The organism is Dehalobacter sp. (assembly GCF_030063005.1).
Lineage (GTDB): Bacteria > Bacillota > Desulfitobacteriia > Desulfitobacteriales > Syntrophobotulaceae > Dehalobacter > Dehalobacter restrictus.
The window spans coordinates 1-18,970 of the sequence record NZ_JAPDHR010000030.1 but is presented as its reverse complement, the minus strand read 5'-3'; the positions used below and the strand labels follow the sequence as shown (position 1 = coordinate 18,970).

General features: G+C 43.4%; 17 protein-coding genes. 7 read left to right on the top strand and 10 right to left on the bottom strand.

Features of this window, described 5'->3' with window-relative positions:
- The first annotated feature begins 62 nt into the window (after positions 1-62).
- Entirely contained in the window at positions 63-920 is an 858-nt protein-coding gene (locus tag OKX56_RS15040; RefSeq protein ID WP_051008292.1) for an IS110 family transposase, read from the top strand.
- A gap of 484 nt (positions 921-1,404) precedes the next feature.
- On the opposite strand, the gene OKX56_RS09320 is transcribed toward OKX56_RS15040, so the two are convergent.
- The 5 genes from OKX56_RS09320 to OKX56_RS09300 all read right to left on the bottom strand — a co-directional run bounded on the left by OKX56_RS09320 (position 1,405) and on the right by OKX56_RS09300 (position 5,362).
- On the bottom strand, positions 1,405-2,283 hold the full coding sequence (locus tag OKX56_RS09320) for a DUF6414 family protein (protein ID WP_019226599.1): 879 nt from the start codon (positions 2,281-2,283) through the stop codon (positions 1,405-1,407).
- A gap of 199 nt (positions 2,284-2,482) precedes the next feature.
- Positions 2,483-3,022, bottom strand: a complete 540-nt coding sequence (locus OKX56_RS09315) for a DUF1697 domain-containing protein (protein ID WP_019226598.1) — start codon at positions 3,020-3,022, stop codon at positions 2,483-2,485.
- 230 nt (positions 3,023-3,252) lie between these two features.
- On the bottom strand, positions 3,253-4,497 hold the full coding sequence (locus OKX56_RS09310) for a hypothetical protein (RefSeq protein WP_019226597.1): 1,245 nt from the start codon (positions 4,495-4,497) through the stop codon (positions 3,253-3,255).
- A 111-nt stretch (positions 4,498-4,608) separates the two neighbouring features.
- The gene (locus OKX56_RS09305) at positions 4,609-4,737 is read right to left on the bottom strand and encodes a hypothetical protein (RefSeq protein ID WP_019226596.1); all 129 of its coding nucleotides are present in this window, start codon (positions 4,735-4,737) and stop codon (positions 4,609-4,611) included.
- Between the two features lie 295 nt (positions 4,738-5,032).
- On the bottom strand, positions 5,033-5,362 hold the full coding sequence (locus OKX56_RS09300; RefSeq protein WP_019226595.1) for a helix-turn-helix domain-containing protein: 330 nt from the start codon (positions 5,360-5,362) through the stop codon (positions 5,033-5,035).
- A 151-nt stretch (positions 5,363-5,513) separates the two neighbouring features.
- Between OKX56_RS09300 and OKX56_RS09295 the strand changes: the two genes are divergently transcribed.
- Positions 5,514-5,903: a LytR/AlgR family response regulator transcription factor gene (locus OKX56_RS09295; protein ID WP_019226594.1), complete on the top strand. Its 390-nt coding sequence runs from the start codon at positions 5,514-5,516 to the stop codon at positions 5,901-5,903.
- A 169-nt stretch (positions 5,904-6,072) separates the two neighbouring features.
- Here OKX56_RS09295 and OKX56_RS09290 read toward each other — a convergent pair whose 3' ends face one another.
- From OKX56_RS09290 to OKX56_RS09280, 3 genes are all read right to left on the bottom strand, one after another.
- Positions 6,073-6,312: a DUF2922 domain-containing protein gene (locus tag OKX56_RS09290; RefSeq protein WP_019226593.1), complete on the bottom strand. Its 240-nt coding sequence runs from the start codon at positions 6,310-6,312 to the stop codon at positions 6,073-6,075.
- 38 nt (positions 6,313-6,350) lie between these two features.
- Positions 6,351-6,578 carry a DUF1659 domain-containing protein gene (locus OKX56_RS09285; RefSeq protein ID WP_019226592.1) on the bottom strand — a complete coding sequence of 76 codons (228 nt, stop codon included), beginning with the start codon at positions 6,576-6,578 and terminating at the stop codon, positions 6,351-6,353.
- Positions 6,579-6,665: 87 nt separating this feature from the next.
- On the bottom strand, positions 6,666-7,496 hold the full coding sequence (locus OKX56_RS09280) for a DUF3102 domain-containing protein (RefSeq protein ID WP_025205081.1): 831 nt from the start codon (positions 7,494-7,496) through the stop codon (positions 6,666-6,668).
- A 262-nt stretch (positions 7,497-7,758) separates the two neighbouring features.
- Between OKX56_RS09280 and OKX56_RS09275 the strand changes: the two genes are divergently transcribed.
- Positions 7,759-8,088, top strand: coding sequence for a nitrous oxide-stimulated promoter family protein (locus OKX56_RS09275; RefSeq protein ID WP_083221911.1), 330 nt, complete (start codon positions 7,759-7,761; stop codon positions 8,086-8,088).
- A gap of 202 nt (positions 8,089-8,290) precedes the next feature.
- The gene (locus tag OKX56_RS09270) at positions 8,291-8,707 is read left to right on the top strand and encodes a DUF3795 domain-containing protein (protein WP_083221909.1); all 417 of its coding nucleotides are present in this window, start codon (positions 8,291-8,293) and stop codon (positions 8,705-8,707) included.
- 213 nt (positions 8,708-8,920) lie between these two features.
- Here the strand turns inward: OKX56_RS09270 and OKX56_RS09265 are convergent, their stop codons facing one another.
- On the bottom strand, positions 8,921-9,187 hold the full coding sequence (locus OKX56_RS09265) for a hypothetical protein (RefSeq protein ID WP_019226888.1): 267 nt from the start codon (positions 9,185-9,187) through the stop codon (positions 8,921-8,923).
- Positions 9,188-9,401: 214 nt separating this feature from the next.
- Between OKX56_RS09265 and OKX56_RS09260 the strand changes: the two genes are divergently transcribed.
- Positions 9,402-11,987, top strand: coding sequence for a U32 family peptidase (locus OKX56_RS09260; RefSeq protein ID WP_025205083.1), 2,586 nt, complete (start codon positions 9,402-9,404; stop codon positions 11,985-11,987).
- 1 nt (position 11,988) lies between these two features.
- Positions 11,989-14,379: an endonuclease MutS2 gene (locus tag OKX56_RS09255; RefSeq protein ID WP_019226886.1), complete on the top strand. Its 2,391-nt coding sequence runs from the start codon at positions 11,989-11,991 to the stop codon at positions 14,377-14,379.
- A gap of 71 nt (positions 14,380-14,450) precedes the next feature.
- On the opposite strand, the gene OKX56_RS09250 is transcribed toward OKX56_RS09255, so the two are convergent.
- Positions 14,451-17,102 carry a transglycosylase domain-containing protein gene (locus OKX56_RS09250; protein ID WP_019226885.1) on the bottom strand — a complete coding sequence of 884 codons (2,652 nt, stop codon included), beginning with the start codon at positions 17,100-17,102 and terminating at the stop codon, positions 14,451-14,453.
- Between the two features lie 325 nt (positions 17,103-17,427).
- Here OKX56_RS09250 and tyrS point away from each other — a divergent pair, with 325 nt between their 5' ends.
- Entirely contained in the window at positions 17,428-18,630 is a 1,203-nt protein-coding gene (gene tyrS, locus OKX56_RS09245) for a tyrosine--tRNA ligase (protein WP_034362468.1), read from the top strand.
- Positions 18,631-18,970: the final 340 nt, after the last annotated feature.

The window sequence follows — 18,970 nt, the reverse complement described above, 5'->3', positions numbered from 1 at the left end:
AACTACATTATTTTCTTTTCAGGCAGCCGTTTCCAGCCTATGGAGGAGATATTAACCGAAAGTTGTTCATTCTATCTGTACCGGTATTGATGTCCACAAAAACTATTGCTTGGCTTCAAGAGAACGACTGCCACGTTGTCGTTATGGAAAGCACCGGTAAGTACTGGATTCCTGTATTTAACCTGATGGAAGATTCTTTTTTTCTTACGTTGGCTAATCCCTCGTTTACTAAAACATTTCCAGGTAATAAAACCGACCGAAGGGATGCCAAGTGGCTGGCTGAACTTCATAGGCTCGGTCTGGTTCAACCAAGTTTCATCCCCCCAAAACATATCCGTGAGTTAAGAGAGCTAAGCCGTTATCGCCATAAGCTTATTCGCGACCGCTCTGCCGAGAAAAGCAGGATTCATAATATCCTTACTGTCTGTAATCTGATGTTGTCTTCCGTTGCTACTGATATTTTCGGCAAGTCAGGCATGAATATTATGCATGCTCTTCTTCGCTCTAAGTCCTTTGATGAGGATCTTCTCTCCAATCTTGTTATGGGCAAGCTCAGAGAGAAAATTCCTCAGCCTATTTGTGCCCTTAAAGGACATTTGACTTCAACGCAAGCGGCTAAGCTTTCCGTTGCTTTGGATAATCTTAAGAATTTCGACGATAAGATTGCCCAAATTGAGCGCTTGATCGAAGATAAGTCACATGATTTACAGCCTGCTATTCATTACTTTGCTCTCGTTTTGCTATTAGGAAAACTTCTGCGATTGCTATCCTTTCGGAGGTTGGAACCGATATGTCTGTTTTCCCTTCCGCTAATCATCTTTGTTTCTGGGCAGGCTTATGCCCTTAGAATAATGAAACAGGAGGCAAACGGCGTTCTGCTAAAACAAAAAAGGGAAATATGTATCTCAAAGCCGTTTTGACCCAATGTGTAAATAGCTTTTCAAGAAGCAAACGTTCTTCTCGTTTTGTCAGTAGGTATCCACTCTATTAAGCTGCGGAGGGGACATAATAAGGCGGTTATTGCTGTTTGCCGTTCAATGCTGGTTGCTATTTATTACATGCTCTCCAGAGATGAGTCTTTCAAGGAAGTATCCGAGTCTAAGGCTACCGAGAAGAAAAGCAGGCAAAATTCTATTCTGATCGTTCCTGATGATTTATTGATCCAAGAATTGATTAAACGTGGCTATAAGTTAGAGCCGGTAACTTAGCCGTTTTCCTATATTTGAAGGTGTTACTATGTTTATTTTTAGCATAGTTATTTTGTTATTGCCTTTTTTAGTTTTGATCATTATTTGGTACTATTTTTTCTTTTTTATACTACGTCCCGAGTGTTTGCGACGCGCCCCAACCGCTTACATATTGGCTAAGTGTCGAAAATACTCTGTTGTAGTGCCTCACCCCAAATTAAGCATAAATAGCTATAGGAACTACCAACAAAACAGGTCCAGGAATTTGAGTAGTAAATTCACTTGGCGTTGATAATGTAGATGATAAAGTATTAAAAGCCTCAATAAATTGCATTAAATTATCCTCGGGTAAATAAGCAAGAGGCGTACCCCTCAATAAACTAACCGATTCGCCTATATCCTCAGGAATATATCTGACCACTTTACCAATGACCACAAATTGACCATCTATAATATCCGCTGGGCTTTGGTTTGAAAAATATTCAAGTTGAACTGGAATGACTGCCTTTATTTCAGGTTTTATAACTAAGTCCGAAACTAAATCTAAAGAGCCTGTTTGGGTAAGCATAGAGTAGAACTTTTTCATTTGAGTAAGAACTTCTTGTTCTGCTTTAGGTTTTTGTTTTCCCGGGGCAACTGTAAATAAAAGCGCAGCCTCCATCATTTGTATTAGCCCTTCCATGTTAGCAACCATAGGATTCTTTCTTAATATTCCCGAAAACTCAATAAAAGCACCCGGTAATAATGCTTCCATAGAAAATGCATTATCTAAAGAAACAAGTAATTTGCGTTCTATAAGGTTATCCCGCAATCTAGAGAAAAGTGAAGCTGGAGTAAATACCCTATCTTCTTGTACGTGTTTCTGCATAGATTGCGTATCTTTTTGATTGAGACCAGCTTTTAGACCAAGATTGAGAAAAGCAAATACATTCTTTGTACCCACTTCCCCAGATATTTCGCTATTGCTACCTTTCTCATCAGACTCGGCCTTCTTGATAGTTTGCAATTGAGAAAATCCACCTTCAACGATGGCTAGAAGGTCAAAAACTATTCTCTGATTAAGATAAATAGGTATTGCTAAACGTCTTCCTTCCAATTTAACTCCTCCTTATACTACACCGAAAGGCACAAAGGCACTATATCAGATATCGTTCAGCCATTCACGAAGCGTCATATTACATATATCAATTCCATGTTTCGGGAATGGCGTGTTAAATGAAGTTGGTCGCCCCCATATCCAGGGGGTGACAGGATGTCGACCCCGTAAATTCCCCAAAAAGTTCTCATCTTACATTTTATGATTGTGCCATTTCCAATAACTTCTTTGTTGTATTTGCATTTCGAATTGTAATACTTTGATATGCTTTTGTTCCGACTATCTTTGACCACCGGGTTCTAGAAAATGTTTTTAATGGAGCTGACCAAAATATAATCTCTTTATAAGCATAAAGTTGTTCATACTCCGGCTTCATTTTTCCTGCATCCGCAATAATTTCTTCCGCTGTGGCAGGTTGGATTACAAATATGGCATTATGTTTCGAGTTTTGATCATATCCCCACCAATCAGGTACATTCTCTAATGCCTCTTTCAATGTATTAACATCAATCAATGCTATGCCAATAGGAAAGTCAAATTTCTTCTTCAGAATATCATTGCAATAACTTGATAGATCTATGATACTTTGTTCTTCACTGTCAAAGATGACATTACCACTATTAATATAGGTCCGCGTATTTAGAAAACCTGCATTCTCGAAACAGTTTTTCAAATCATGCATAGAAACTTTGTTTTTTCCGCCAACATTTATTCCTCGGAGCAGTGCAATATATTTCATAAAAAAAGACTCCTCTATAATCTTTTGCAACAATATTAAGCTTGTTCTATTAACCCGCGCCAGGACGGCCCGGCCTTGCGACCAATTTCATTCAACGTCCCGGCAGTTCCCGAAGCGTCATACTACATTCATATATTCTAAGTTTTGGGAACTGCCTGTTAGGCGATGGACCATGCCCCTCGAAGCCAAGCCGCCACGGATGGCGGCCATGCAAAAATATTTCGCTAACCTTAATATAACCGAATCTGCCCTTTGTAAAGCCAATCAGGAACAGAGTATCCTTGAACTTTTGGATGGTTAGCAAGAATTAATCTAATTGTCCTAACGGCTGTATAAGACTCTTCAATAAGTTCATTTTGCATAATATGGTAGCGTTTATCAAAATTATCTTTTTCTACAGCATGAGCTGGTTTCTGTCTCTCTTTCCTTACTTTTCTTAGAGTTGAGAAAAGTTGTTTAGTTGGTTCAGGGTCTCTTGGTCTAAAATTATTAGTAATCCATTCCTCAAGCAAAGAAATAGTTCCCCGCTGCCGGGTTTCAATTTTTCCATCTTTTCTTTTTATCTCTTCTGTCAAGAGTATGTCATTCTTGAAAAAATCCTTGTTAATATTATCTGACATCATTTTGTCAAGAACATGTACAAAATTATTATAGTTATTTAATGTAGGCCTAAGAAAAACGCCAAAATCTTTGGGTCGATTTCTTTTAAAATCTTCCTTAAACAAACTTGGCTTACCAATTAATTCACACATTTTATTAATCACATATAATTCTTCAATAAATGCGATAAATATCGATACATTATCAGCCCAATGTCCAAGGGTATTTTTTAGATAGTCTATATTTTGGTAACAATCCTCTTTTGTCTCGAATAATTTCCAGTATTTTTGTTGATCTGGTGTTAAATCATTAAGATATCTAAGATAAACAATAACAAACCTCTCATGTTGATTATTATAAGCTAGGCCAAAAGTGTCCAAAAAGAATCCTTCGCCAAGTTCTTTATCATATTCATCCATACTATGTATACTTCCAGAATAATCATCATTCTGAACAACGTACCTAGGGTCGTTCAAATACTTTTCTAAAATAGTTAAATCAAAATATACTGGTTCGAATTGCGGCTCCCCTAAAAATAATCTTCTTGAATATGGCTTCCCTCTATATTTGCTTGCTTTTTTGAATTCCTTCAAACATTTAGCCGTTGGGTATGCACATATACCATCAAGTGATTCAGACATCAATTTCTTTATCTGTTCTTGTGGTTCAAGGTCTGGAAAGGCTTTTATATGAGGATTTAAAAATACGGTCGAAAATGTTAGTGTTACTAATCCGTCCAGAATCAATGAGCTAAGTTGATTTAATATCTCTGAAGTATCACTTGTTCTCAATATTTGTGACACCGGTATGCCATTATAATCCAAAGAATCAATATAAAAATCTACAATAGACCTTAGGGTACCTTCATATAACAATTTCTCTCAACCTCTCTCGCACCAAAATAGCACCATAGCTAATCCTGAACATTCCGCCCATGGAGGGGGCGGTCTTTGCATGGTCTTTCGCCTAACTACGGTATTCCCGAACTAAGTTCGTATATACCTCTTTTTTGATGGTATTTCCGAACTAGGTTCGGAAATACTTACTATATTTGAAATTAGTTCTTCCATTTCAGCCCCCCTAATAAATCCAAGCAGCTTATAAACTTCTTTCATCAAGTCTTCCTTCGATAAATTGATCTGGTTCATCAGAATTCACTTAATTTGGTAACAGCTTTTTACTGATCGGGGCTTCCGCAGCTATAACCTGACGGATCTGGGAAAGAATCAATCCGGTTACTTTTTAATTTGATATTCGTGAAAATTCACTGCTATCCTTCTAAAAAATTAAAATATGTGGAAATTTATTCTAAAAATAACAAAGCAGCCCTTTGCTGGAAAAGGCTACTTACATATCAAAAAGGATTTATACTTTCTGATAGTTTAAAAAGTGCTGTTCGCACATTTTAAACTATAGTTTTTCATTAACTATCCAAGTCATGAAATGATCAACCAGTTCAAGCTTTCTCTCATCGCACAGCTTGATTTTTTGATTAATCTGAGAAAGCAGACTGTCATTTGTTTGTCTGAAAATACCCAGCAGAAAATAATCTGGTGTGATGTCCAGAGCCTCGCATATTTTAAGCAATGATTCGATACTGGGGATAGAATGATTGTTCTCTATATTGGATATATGGTTGTTGCTGAGCCCTGTTGCTTCAGCGACGTTATCTTGGGTCAGATTCAAAACCTTGCGTCTTTTCGCAATCCGCTCGCCTAATGCTTTGTAATCAATTTCCATGTTTTATCACCCTGCTTTACTTTAGCAATTATGAATAGTATTCTTAACAAAGCACAAGAGTATTTATTACCCTTGTATTTGTATTATTGTCAATATATAATGAACTTAATACCTTTTTAGTTGTATAAACAGGCTTTTGGAGGGAGATGTATTGCTTACTATCGGCATTTGCGATGACAGGCCGCTGTGTCGCCAGTTATTGGAGGCATTCATTCATTTATATGAAAAAGAAAAGGGGGTTTCATTTGATATTTACCAATTTGGCAGTGGTGAAGAGCTTCTTGAAGAACTTAATAAGCTTGGGATGATTTTTGACCTTCTTTTTCTTGATAATAGTATGAAAAAGCTGACCGGTCTCGAGACCACCAAACAAATACGGCAATCTGCTTCCATGTCAACATGCAGCATCGTGTTTGTGACATCTGCCGATGATCATGATCAATTCATGCAGGTACAGCCTTTACAAGTATTATGCAAGCCAGGTACCCAGGAGCGCATTGATGCTATATTAGACAAAGCTCTGGCCAAAAATACAAGGTAATCAATGACATGTACTATTTTTTTGAATTTTTTATAGTTCAAACTTAGCTAAGGTTCATATAATAATATGAACAGTGATAAGGCAAAAGATGAGAGGGGGCGAGGCCGCCGGCAAATCTTGATTGCCGTCAGCCCGCCCCCTCTCTTAATCTTTTATGCGTACTGCCCGCTTACACTTGTGGAGGATCATAAAGGTCATTGGTCGTGGTTTCAATGACCTTTATATCCTTTACCCCTGTAAGGGCACCGTTTGCCGTGAGGAATATCCCGCCTGCTATAAGCGCGTTCATAACGTCCATGGCTTCAGTTAGCAGGATATCCTCTCGCGGTTGGGGAACCGTTAGGGAAAACGTGTTCCCTCCGGTGGTTGCAAAGGTTAATCTTGCTGTTCGGTTGGTGGTCACAGCCAATTGAATCACCTCCTTGACGCCTGAAATTGCCCTCCGGTTTACGCTTCGTTTGTCAATTCATCTGTTCTTCTGAAGTAAACGTCAAGCAGCGTATATTCCGACAGACCGAAGATGGCGTGAGCCGCCTCATAGACAGCTTGATTCGAAGCATTGTAAACAATATTGTTAAGGGTTCGCTGTTTGGTTATCGGAGCGCCGGAGGTGCTGACTCCGGTCTGATAGACCAATACCAGAGCCGCGCCGGATGGTGCTGAAACAACGGCCATTCCAATCATCTCCTTCTCTTTTATTGGACTGCTTACTGCTGTCTTGTATATACTATGCTTGGCTTGTCCAAAGGTTCCCAAAAAAAATCAGGAATGAACTCTAAGCGGTTTCTTGGGGGGTGGCCACTCTTTAATCGTCTCTGCCATGTATTCAATCAGTCGATTGGCCTCTTTTCTTTTTTCTTCTTTCAGGTTCGGATCGACATGCGCCAGATTGGTGAGCGCTGTCGTCAGATCGAAGAAGGTATCGGCGATTGTTTTGCAGCAAGCGTTGCATTTTTCTACATACTTGATGTGAGCGTCGGGGTCATGTTCGGCTTTAAGGTTGTGGGTCGGCAGGGCGGGTTGACTGGCAGAGAAGGCTTCTGCTTTGACATTCTCCGGATTTGTTGGCATTGACGCAGCCTTAGCCTGCTCCTTTTTTAATTCGGAGATTGTGCTGTCGATCGCCTTCAGTCCTTTTTTAAATGCTTGATTCTCCTGAAGCGCCTGGTCCTTTTCCTGATTGGCCTTGTCTCTGTCCTGAAGTGCCTGCTGCAGCTTTTTGGTGGTCATACCGCCGACATCATTCTGCTCGATGAATTCCTCCCGCTCCTCTGCCGGTAAACCCAGAAGGAGGAGGGCCTGGGTGTAAGTCATATTCGACATTGATGTCGATTTTGACGTGTCCAATCCGTCAGAGAAGTTTGGCCCGTACTCTTGGTAGAGCTTTATCAGTCTTTCGGCAGTTTTCTGGGAATAGCTCACAGACTCCAGCCACTTACCCCATTCCCCGTGTTTGACCAGAGCCTTGGCTTCCTGCAAACGACACCCGATTTCAATGGCGCCGGCAAGCAGGATTTTTTTGGTTTGGCAGGTTATCATATTTATCTCAGCCGCTATGACAAGCGGCGTGCGTTCAGTGGCCGGATTCTCCATGCCGTCCGCCCTTTCATTATGAGTCTAATTACAGCATATGCAGATGGGCTTCGGGTGGTGAGGGCTTGGCCGCTTCGGCTCAGGACATTTGTCCAATTCCGCTAAAGCCAACTCCAATTAAGTAAAATAATGGGAAGGAATTTGTAAATACAATGAAGAATAAATGTTATCAATGGTAAATTTATAGATCATTTGGACTAATTGAGGTTATTATTGGAGTTTGGACGTTCGTTATATAAAATTAATTATAAGGACAGAAAAAATGAGTACAGATAGCAAAAGGCGAAGAAGAGAACGGGTAACGGTTGAGAAAATGATTAATATTTATTGCAAGAAAACCCATACCCCACAAAATAGAAGGTGTGAAGACTGTGAGAGATTATATAAATATTCAAGCAAGAAAATAGAACAATGCATGTTTGGTGAGAACAAACCAGTCTGTGCAAGATGTAAAATACATTGTTATAAACTAGAAATGAGAGTAGAAATAAAGAAAGTTATGAGGTATTCTGGGCCAAGGATGCTGTTTAAGCACCCAATATTAACGTTCTATCACATAATAGATTCTAAGAGAAGTAATAGGAAAGCATGATTGGCTCTTAAATTAACTGCCTTTATTGAAAAAGAACGGCTAGCAATCGAAATAAGACGCATCGGGAATGGCTGAACGTATTACGACGACATATCGTGCAAAGGCCGTGCCGTCCTGGCTCGGATGAAATGGACTTAAAGTATTTCTTTGTGGTAATCAGATCTCGTGCGACAGTTAAATCACTGATGAGGTACTGTATAAGATGAACAAAATGAGAGAAGAGTTGATTGCTCCTTGCGGGATGAATTGCAGACTTTGTATGGCAAATCAAAGGGAGAAAAGTCATTGCAAGGGATGCCGAAACGAGGACGATATAAGGTATAAAACAAAAAATAGCACCAGTTGCATAATCAAAAATTGTTCTGTAATTCAAAGTAATAAATCCGGGTTTTGCTTTGAATGCGACAAATTCCCTTGCATAAGACTAAAACAGTTGGATAAGCGGTATCGAAGTAAATATCACATGAGCATGATTGAAAATCTTGAGCACATTAAGCAATATAATCTGGATTCATTTTTACAGCATGAGGAGATTAGATGGAGTTGCAAAGAATGTGGTAATTTTGTCTGTGTACATAAACATATTTGTTTAGTTTGTAAAACTTCATTTATTGAGTGAAGGGCGGCAGTGCCAATATGAATGTGGTTGGGGTGCTGCGGTAGTGTATTCCTTAATGGTTTAGTTCTTTGCTAGGGAGCTTACTCTGTAGAATAAAAAAGACCCCATTAATGGGATCTCAACGATGCATTTGTTCAATCTTACTAACCAGATACTGCAAGTCAATTTCGGGATACACCCAAAAAGAAGTCTTGAATAACTCCTTATAACTTTCTATTTTATTTTTCGTACATGGGCTGTTTCCATTTGCAGGATTTCGATTTTAGTTTCGATTCTTTCGAGGGTATTAATAATAGTATCATTTTTCTCATTTTGTACTTCGCGAGCATCAAATAGTGCTTTGATTTTATGACCCAAATCATGTTCAACTTTTGTTTCTATTTTTTGGACGCGAGAGGTTAATTCTTTAAGTTGGGAACTAGTCTCGGTTTGGTTTTCAAGGATCTTTCCGAGAAGATCCATTACCTTATCATCCAACACTATCGCCTCCTAATGAATAGCTTATCTTTTTTGAAAGATAAGTCAAGGAGAATTTTCCATCCATGGCAACTGCCGAATTCATTTTTTAATGGTTTTAATCTTTTTCTAATGAGATCTTTAAAGGAGCGAATGTAAAAAATTTGCCGCAAAATGATAGTGTGGTATGATTAGAAGAAAAGCAGAAAAAGACGAAACAGGAACGGAGAACGCGATCATGCATTCAGATTTTGGCAGCAGTCCGCAGCAGCATACAAATAAAAAGATGGAACTTCTTGCACCGGCCGGGGGTTACGAGGCATTGAAGGCTGCGGTGGAAAACGGAGCCGATGCCGTCTATCTCGGAGGCAAAATGTTCAATGCCAGAGCTTCGGCCTCGAATTTTGATTCGGAGGAATTGTCTAAGGCGGTGACGTACGCGCACGAACGCGGCGTTAAGGTCTATGTGACGTTAAATATTCTTGTGGCTGACAGTGAATTCTCAGAGCTGGCGGACTATGTCTATCAGCTTTATTCACTTGGCGCAGACGCGTTGATCGTTCAGGACATCGGGGTTGCGAATTTTATCCGGAAAGTTCTGCCGGAGATAAGGCTTCATGCCAGCACACAGATGACCCAGAATAATATTTACGGGCTGAAGCAACTTGAAAAAATGGGTTTTTCCAGGGTTGTTCTAGCCAGGGAAACTTCGGCGCCGGAAATAGAAAAAATGGTTCAGGCGACGGAGTTGGATGTCGAGGTTTTTGGACATGGCGCACTGTGTATCAGCTATTCCGGACAGTGTCTGATGTCGAGCTATATCGGGGGACGGAGTGGCAACCGCGGAAGATGTGCGCAGCCTTGCAGGATGGCCTACAGTCTGGTCGACGGCAAAGGCAGGGATCTGCTGGAAGGAAGGAAGACCGGGGAGCACCTTCTAAGCCCGCGTGATCTGAAATTGTTGGACAATCTCGGGGAGTTGCAGCGGATGGGTGTGCGCTCACTGAAGATAGAAGGCCGGATGAAAAGGCCCGAATATGTGGCAACGGTCATCCGGGTCTACCGTAAAGCCCTGGACTTTTTACAGGAACAAAAGGGGCAGGAAATCACAGCCCGGGATCTATATGAGCTGACTCAGATTTTTAACCGGGATTTTACAACCGGATACTTTCAGGGTTACCAGGGAGCGGAGATGATGAGTTTCAGCCGCCCAAACAACCGCGGCACCATGCTGGGCCGAATTACGGATCTAAAAAACAACCGTCTGACACTGAAGCTGGACCGCGAGCTGGGACTCGGAGACGGCCTGGAAATCTGGACAAAAAGAGGCCGTGAAGGGATCAGCGTCGGAAGAATAGGGATACCTGGCGGCAAAACGGTTGACAGTGCTGCACCCGGAGATACGGTCACCATAGAATTTGAAGGCGCTGCGAATATTGGGGACCGGGTATTCAAAACCCACGATGAGCAGCTGATTGCCCAGGCCCGGCTTAGTTTCCAGGAAGGCAAGGAAATGCGCAAGCGGCCGTTAAAAATGCAGCTTTCCGGAAAAGTTGGTCAAAAACTGCGCCTAACTGTCTGGGACGATCAGCAGCACGTTGCGCTGGAATCGCAGTGTGAGGCTCAGGAAGCACAGAATCGGCCACTGACACAGGAGGTTCTGGTAAAACAGCTGGGGCGTCTGGGGAATACCCCGTTTTATCTCGGAGAATTAACGACAGCACTGGAAGGGGATCTGATGATACCGGTCAGTGCGTTGAATGAATTGCGGCGTGCTGCGGTGGAGAAGCTTTTGGAGCCGTCTCACAGCAAGCCGGCGCTGACCTTGAATGCGTATCAGGAGCGGACTTACGCTTGGAATCAGCAGCTCAAAACCGGCCGGACCGTATCGGGAAAAACCGGAGCAGGCAAGCATTTGCTCAGTGCCGCGGTGACGGATTCTTCCATGATTGCGCCGTTGCTGAAGGCCGGTGCGGACAGAATCATTCTGGGCGGAGAACACTGGCGGTCCAGACCGCCCCTTACCCTGGCAGAGCTGCAGAAGGCACTCGATACGTGTCAAAGCAGGGGAAGAACGTTGCTATGGAGACTGCCGCGAATCCTGAATCAGACCCAGTGTGAGCAGGTGCTAAAGGATCTGACAAAGGTGGCAGGCTGGTCGTCAAGGCCAGTGATCATGGCCGGGAATCTTGCGGAAATCGAAATGCTGAAGACCGTTGATCCCGAGTGGACTTGGGAGACGGATTATTTTCTGCATTGTTTTAACGAAGCGGCGTTGGAATGGGTTCACAGGGCAGGCGGAAGGCAGGCAGCCCTTTCCATGGAATTAAGTCAGGAACAGCTTGCCGTTCTGGGCAAATCCGAAGGTATTGAGTTGCTGGTGTTTGGCGATATGGAAATGATGGTCAGTGAATTCTGTCTTCCCGGCGCTGTGCTGGGGGAGGGGAAAGACGGAGCCCGCAACAAATGCGGAAAGGCCTGTCAAAACAGAGACCTGTACCTGAAGGACCGCATGGCTTATCACTTCCCACTGGCTACGGATCAAGAGTGCCGGATGCATGTCTTCAATGCCAAAACCTTGAATCTGGTAACCGAACTGTCTAAAATAGCCGATATGGGCATCAGAAATATCCGGCTGGAACTGCTTCGGGCATCTCTGCCCCAGGCTGAACGTGCCGTTACAGTATTTCACCAGCTTTGGAAAGAAACGGCTGGAGGCAAGAATATAGGCAAAGAGGAAACCGAGGAAGCGATGAAAAGCTTGGAGGAGCTTTATCCCGATGGCTTTACCAGAGGACATTTTTATAGAGGAGTGCTAATATAAATTGATAGCTTCAGATAAAGTCCTGGCAAAACTGGATTTTGGCGCAGTCAGAGAACGGCTTAGGAATCATTGTATGCTTCCCGGAGCGAAAGAATTAGCGGAAGCACTTGCTCCGGAGTCTGACCTGCGTACCGTAAGGGCGTTGCTCCGCGAAACGGACGAAGGGAAAATTCTCCTTAGGATTAACCCTTTGTTTTCAGTCAGGGGAGCGCGGGAAATTCGTCCTTATCTGGAAAGATGTGACCGGGGAGGAACCTTAAATCCGGAAGAATTACTGGAAATCAGAGATACGTTGAAAACTGCCCGCCGCCTAAAGAATACGCTGATAGATGGCGGTCAGTCTGGAAAAGATCAGTACAGCGAATTATATGCCCTCAGAGAAACGGTCGATGGGATTGTACCTCAGAAAGAGATAGAAGATGATATCTCCCGCAGTGTCTCCGAGGACGGGGATATCAATGACCGGGCTTCCGAAGAGCTGGCCAGACTGCGGAAAGCGAAAGGGATAAGTCAGCAGCGGATCAAGGAAAGCCTTGACGGTATTCTAAGAAATCCGAGCTATCAAAAGATGCTTCAGGACAATGTCATTACAAGCAGAGGGGACCGCTATGTGGTTCCGATTAAAATGGAATACAGTTCAGCTTTTCCCGGAATTGTCCATGATCAGTCAGCCAGCGGTGCGACCCTTTTTATCGAACCGATGGCAGTGGTCCAGCTCGGCAATGAACTGAGGGAGATCACCCTGAAAGAGAACAGGGAAGTTCAAAAGATTCTTCAGCAGCTCACAGCAAAAGTTACTGCCAGGATTCCGGAAATCCTGCTGTTGAATGAAGCCTTGATTAAGCTGGATTTTATTCTGGCGAAAGCCCGTCTAAGTGAAGATATGGAAGCCGGGTCACCGCTTGTAATGAATAAACAGGAGGTCAAGCTGATCGGCGCGAGACATCCTCTGCTCACCGGGCCTGTTGTACCGATATCCGTCGGACTGGGGATAGATGATCAATTTCTGATCATTACCGGCCCGAACACCGGAGGGAAGACTGTGACGCTGAAGACGATCGGCCTTATGGCGGTGATGATGCAGTCCGGGCTGCATATTCCGGCTGAAAGTGAATCACGGCTCGGGATCTTTACCCGGATTTTTGTCGATATCGGTGACGAGCAGAGTGTCGAACAGTCTTTGAGTACGTTCTCCGCCCATATGACCAATATTGTTGATATTACCCGGGAAGCCGACAGCTGTTCCCTAGTTCTGCTGGACGAACTTGGAGCCGGGACGGATCCGGGCGAAGGGGCAGCCCTGGCCATGGCGATTCTTGCGGAATTATTGGAGCGCGGGAGCTGCGGGGTGGCTACGACGCACTACGGCGCGTTAAAGACCTTTGCCTACAATACGCCTCGGGTAGAAAATGCTTCAGTAGAGTTTAATCCGGAAACGCTCAAGCCCACCTACCGCCTGCTGATCGGTATTCCCGGACGCAGCAATGCCTTATCGATTGCCCAGCGGCTCGGACTTGGCAGTGGCATTCTGGAAAAAGCCCGCTCCTTTATCTCTGAGCGGGATACGAAGGAGAGCGATCTCCTGGAAAACCTCGAGGATACGCAAAGAGAGATTGAACTTAAAAAACGGAGTGTGGAAGAAGAGCAGAAGAAGGCTGAATATAAAGCCGCGGAGCTGAAGAAAAAGAATCTGGAACTGGAAGAAAAATACGAAGATATTATCCGCAAAGCCAAAGAAGAGGCTGTCGACGTTGTCCGTCAGGCCAGACTCGAAGCCGAAGGTATCATCAAAGAAATCAAGGAAGCCCAAAAGAAAGAACGGCGTGAACAGGAAGCGGCTCTGGAGAAAACACGTCAGGGGCTGAAAAAACTCTCTGAAAAGGTGTATGAAACCGAGTATACCGGAAAAAACAAATCCGGACCGAAGCCCGGGCAAGTAGAACCGGGGCAAACGGTCTATATGCCCAATCTTAGACAAAAAGGCCAGGTCCTGCAAAAACCGGATAACAACAATGAAGTGTTGGTCCAGACGGGTATCTTGAAAGTCAGCGTTCCGCTGTCTGAAATCCGGTTGGTCGATGAGACAAGAAAACCGGAACACTTTGCAAAAACCATTCAAGGTACTTTCGGGCTGAGCAAAGCGGTAAATCTCAGAAGTGAAATCGACCTCCGGGGAAAACTGGTCGAAGAAGGCATCCTGATGCTGGATAAATATCTGGATGATGCTGTGATTACAGGAATTAATCAGGTCAGCGTGATTCATGGCAAAGGGACAGGCGCCCTGCGGGCAGGCATTCATCAGTTCTTGAAGAGACATCCCCATGTTGCTGCTTACCGCTTAGGTGAGTTTGGCGAAGGCGATTCCGGGGTCACGATCGTTGAATTAAAGTAACCCAAACTAGCCACAAAAAAAACACTGCCGAGGTTATCTAAACCATCGGCAGTGTTTTTTTGAGAGGATTATTAATTACTGATTTCCAACGTCACGGGATTTGACGGAGGACCCTCTGTAAAAGAGTCATTGTCCATCAGAACACCCCAGAAGGTGTAGGTTCCGGAGACTGCTCCGGCACCGAAAAGATCTAAACGGTATTGAATCGTCCTCTTGTTTCCGTCTTCTGGCACATACGTTTCAAGATAGGATTGTCCCGGTTTCTTGATATACAGCTTAACAGTATATTTTTTACTGTTATAGTTGGAAACCGGAAGCTGAACAACCGTGCTCGATCCGTCATAATACGGAGAAGATAAAGACAACTGAGGAATACTTGAATCTCCTGCCGGTGGAGTCTCACCGCTGGTAGAGCTGCCACTTTCATTCACGTATTTGTCCGGAGCCTTATAGGGGGCTTCGTCCGATGGCCAGGTCACATCTTTAGGCCGCCCCAGAACGTTCAGGCAAAGCCTCGATACGGCATTCATGCTGCCTACGGGGGCTAAAAGATTGGGGTTATTAGCATCGACCATCACTTGGACCCAAACATCACTAACTTTTGTTGGAACACTGTCTGCCGCACATATTTCTGATTTAACAAATTCTGAAGGAGTCAGACTGCTTGGCAGAAGACCTGATTTGGAATCGAATTTTACGGTTGTAAGCCCTTCGGGACGGCTGATACTTGACTGAACTGCCAGTCCTTCGTGGGCAACCGTCATGACCTGTTTCCAGATGCTGGCCGGGTAGCTGCCGCCATATACCTTATACAGGTAATGGCTTGTATCTGTCTGATCATACCCCATCCAGACAACCCCCGCGTATTTTGGGCTATAGCCGGCAAACCAGGCATCGGGATTACCGGACCTATTGCCAAATTTAGCAGGATCCAGGGATGTTGTGCCCGTCTTACCGCAGATATACCAATTGCCAATCCGGGCCTTTGTGCCGGTTCCGTAGGTTACAACGCTCCTAAGGAGATCATTCATCAAATAGGCAGTGGTTTCTTTCATCACTCTTTTCTCGGAAGGCGTGTTTTCGACCAATGTTTTACCATCGGGGCCTAAAACTTTAATAACACTGTAAGGTTCAGCTTTGACACCGTTATTGGCAAATGTTCCGTAAGCTGAAGCCATCTGCAGGGTGGAAATATCAAATGTCCCGAGGGCCATACTTAATACTTTGTCATTGTTGGTTAGGGAAAGCCCCAGATTATTCTTGGCGAACTGCCAGCCGTTTTCAACCCCGAGAGAGCTTAAAAGTTTTACGGCGTAAACGTTTACAGAGTCCTCAACAGCTTCGCGCATCGTGATCAAACCCCGCCAACCGGAAGTAATTGTGTCATAATCCGTCGGGGCCCAGACAGTGCCGTCACCGTTATTAAATTTAACGGGCATATCATCGAATACTGTTCCAGGATAATAACCGCCGTGTTCAAGTGCCGGCGCATAGACAACCAGTGGCTTGGCAGTCGATCCAGGCTGCCTTTTGGACTGGTAAGCGCGGTTCAAACCCATCGGGGTGTATTCCCGGCCGCCTACCATGGCTGCGATCGCCCCGCTATCGGGCTCCAGTACAGTCATCGCACCTTGAACGGAAGTCCCGTCCTTACTGTTAGCAGGGAAATTCTTGGAGTCTGCAAAAGCTTCCTCGGCTTTGGTCTGGATTTTTGAATTTACAGTCGTATAAATCTTTAAACCACCGCTATAGATCTGTTCAGGTGTAAAGCCATATTTAGCCTGAAGCTCGGAAATTACATAGTCAACAAAATAAGGGTGTTGTTTGTTGCGCGTTGCAATTTCGGGCATTTGGACATTCTTTTGTTTGGATTTAACCTGGTCAACAAACGTGAAAGGTGTATCGACATACTTGTCATAATCAGCCTGTGTAATAATGCCATTGTCTCTCATCACACCCAGGACGATCGTTCGTCTTGCTTTGGCTTTTTCCGGATAAAAGTATGGGTCATAACCGCTTGGAGCTTGAGGGAGGCCGGCCAGCATGGCGATTTCAGCCGGATTCAGATCCTTAAGCTCTTTGTTAAAATAAGTCAAAGAAGCGGTCCGGATTCCGAAAGACGATTCCCCTAAGTAAATCCGATTCAAGTAAAAGGTCAGAATTTCGTTCTTGGTGTACACATGCTCAATCTGAAGAGCTAGAACGGCTTCCTGGATCTTGCGCGAAAGCTTCTGCGCCGTCGGATCTTCAATAAAAGCGTTTTTGGCGAGCTGAATCGTGATGGTGCTGCCACCTTCGACGACTTCGCCGGCTTTCAAATTATTAAAAGCCGATTTGATAATCCGGATCGGGTCTGCCCCAAAATGTTTATAAAACCGTTTATCTTCCACCGCGATAAACGTTTCCTTCACAGTGTCCGGAATGTCTTCATAGTCGACCAGCAGTCTGTTTTCGGAGGAGTGAAGCTGGGCAATCGAATTTTGTTCATTGTCATAGACCACAGAGGATTGTTTCTGACCTGTCAGCAGCTCAACATCTAATTTGGGGGTTTTTGCAACAGCAACAATTAAGTAAATACCTAAAATCACAATAAGTAGAATGATGATAAGAAGAGGAATTCTGAAGTAGGGTGTATTAAAAAACTTTTTTTTCTTTTTGACAGGGTGAACCCGCCTGTTTTTCTGATCTGCATTACGGTTATGATAATCATTGTTATTAGCCATTTTTTGCCTCCTAGATAAAGACTTATTAATAAGCATTTAGATTAATAAGCTCAAAACATTATATCATATTTTAAAGGCTGTAAAAACAGTATCAATTTGGTAAGAGGTTGATATAAAATTTATATTTCTTTATAATATAAGATGCTTAAAGCGCAAAGAACTTTATATAGCACCATGTCAGCTCCAAATTTTATATATTCTGGTGGTGTATTTGATAAATTAATTTTATTATCCTTTATAAGGAAGATAAGGTACTTAAAGTTATATCGAAGAATGGAAGGAATGTTTTGAATTGATCAATTTAGACAAAGAAGTACAAAGACAAATGGAGATATTAAGAACAGGTGCTGCTGAGATTGTGCCGGAGGATGAACTGAAAGAAAAAATAAAGAATTCCCTTTTGTCAAATAAACCGCTGACGGTTAAGCTTGGGCTTGACCCGACGGCTCCAGATATTCATTTGGGACATACTGTTCCTTTGCAGAAAATGAGACAGTTCCAGGATCTGGGGCATCAGGCAGTGATCATCATCGGAGATTTTACGGGCAGGATAGGTGATCCTACGGGAAAATCCGAAACTAGAAAGGCATTGACCGAAGAAGAAGTGCTTCGGAATGCGGAAACCTATAAAGAACAGATATTTAAAATTCTCGATCCCGCTAAAACAAGGATTGAGTTTAATGCCACCTGGCTTTCAAAGCTCAATTTTGAAGAGGTCATTAAGTTAGCTTCCAATTGTACGGTTGCCAGAATGCTGGAAAGAGATGATTTTGCCAAGAGATATCAGGAGGAACGGCCGATCAGCATTCATGAATTCTTTTACCCGTTGATGCAGGGCTATGACTCGGTAGCGCTGCAAAGCGACGTCGAACTAGGAGGGACAGACCAGAAGTTTAATTTACTTATGGGCCGTACGCTGCAAAAAGATTATGGGCAATTACCGCAGGTTGCTTTAACAACGCCAATCCTTGAGGGACTTGACGGCGTTCATAAAATGAGTAAAAGTCTTGGTAATTACATCGGAGTCTATGAAAGCCCCAGAGAAATGTTTGGAAAAACGATGTCTCTGCCGGACGAATTGATGATTCGCTATTTCGAATTGGTCACAAAAGTGCCTGTTGACGAAATTCGCCGTCTCGAAAAGGGCCTTGCTGACGGCAGCGTTCATCCGCGTGACTTAAAAATGCGTCTGGGATGGGAGATTGTCCGAATTTATCATGGAGATGCCGAAGCCGATCAGGCAAAAGACGAATTTATTAAAATGTTTCAGAAAAAAGAAGCACCAGATGAGATGCCTGAATTTAGCCTTGCGGAACTTGGTGCATCGAAGGACGGCACGATCGAACTGGTTACGCTGATGGTCAACGCAGCACTTGCCCCGAGCAGGGGAGAAGCCAGAAGACTGGTTGAACAGGGCGGAGTGAAGCTTAACGATGAAAAGCTCTCAGATTCGCAGGCTGCCATTCGTCTTTCGGCCGGTGATATCTTGAAGGTCGGCAAGAGAAAATTTATTCGAATTAGATCGTAGGATCGTATTAATTAAAAACGATCATTTTTCTAGAGACAAAGAACGCTCATTAATTCTTCTTCATATAATAAAATCATCAGCAACAGAAACAGTATTTTTTGGACATCATAATTAATAGCGCTGATGATTTATTAATAATAAAACCGATGGACAGAAATAATTTTGAACTGGCCGAATAGCTGCAAAGAACACTTCTGCATAATGTATAACAAAATGGTGAGCGGTCAAAGTAAATGCAACCTTTGACAGAGTAAATATAGTGGGGTTTCATTGAGTCTGTCAAAATACTGGGAATAACAGGTATAGTACCTGTTAAAAATAGCCGATTCAGATTATATGG

What these genes read in the sequence shown, in the direction of transcription:
- OKX56_RS09315 (WP_019226598.1), bottom strand. Translation starts at nt 3,022, where the DNA reads ATGAAATATATTGCACTGCTCCGAGGAATAAATGTTGGCGGAAAAAAC.
- OKX56_RS09305 (WP_019226596.1), bottom strand. Translation starts at nt 4,737, where the DNA reads ATGAAAGAAGTTTATAAGCTGCTTGGATTTATTAGGGGGGCTGAAATG.
- OKX56_RS09300 (WP_019226595.1), bottom strand. Translation starts at nt 5,362, where the DNA reads ATGGAAATTGATTACAAAGCATTAGGCGAGCGGATTGCGAAAAGACGC.
- OKX56_RS09285 (WP_019226592.1), bottom strand. Translation starts at nt 6,578, where the DNA reads ATGGCCGTTGTTTCAGCACCATCCGGCGCGGCTCTGGTATTGGTCTAT.
- OKX56_RS09280 (WP_025205081.1), bottom strand. Translation starts at nt 7,496, where the DNA reads ATGGAGAATCCGGCCACTGAACGCACGCCGCTTGTCATAGCGGCTGAG.
- OKX56_RS09275 (WP_083221911.1), top strand. Translation starts at nt 7,759, where the DNA reads ATGAGTACAGATAGCAAAAGGCGAAGAAGAGAACGGGTAACGGTTGAG.
- OKX56_RS09270 (WP_083221909.1), top strand. Translation starts at nt 8,291, where the DNA reads ATGAACAAAATGAGAGAAGAGTTGATTGCTCCTTGCGGGATGAATTGC.
- OKX56_RS09260 (WP_025205083.1), top strand. Translation starts at nt 9,402, where the DNA reads ATGCATTCAGATTTTGGCAGCAGTCCGCAGCAGCATACAAATAAAAAG.
- OKX56_RS09250 (WP_019226885.1), bottom strand. Translation starts at nt 17,102, where the DNA reads ATGGCTAATAACAATGATTATCATAACCGTAATGCAGATCAGAAAAAC.
- tyrS (WP_034362468.1), top strand. Translation starts at nt 17,428, where the DNA reads ATGGAGATATTAAGAACAGGTGCTGCTGAGATTGTGCCGGAGGATGAA.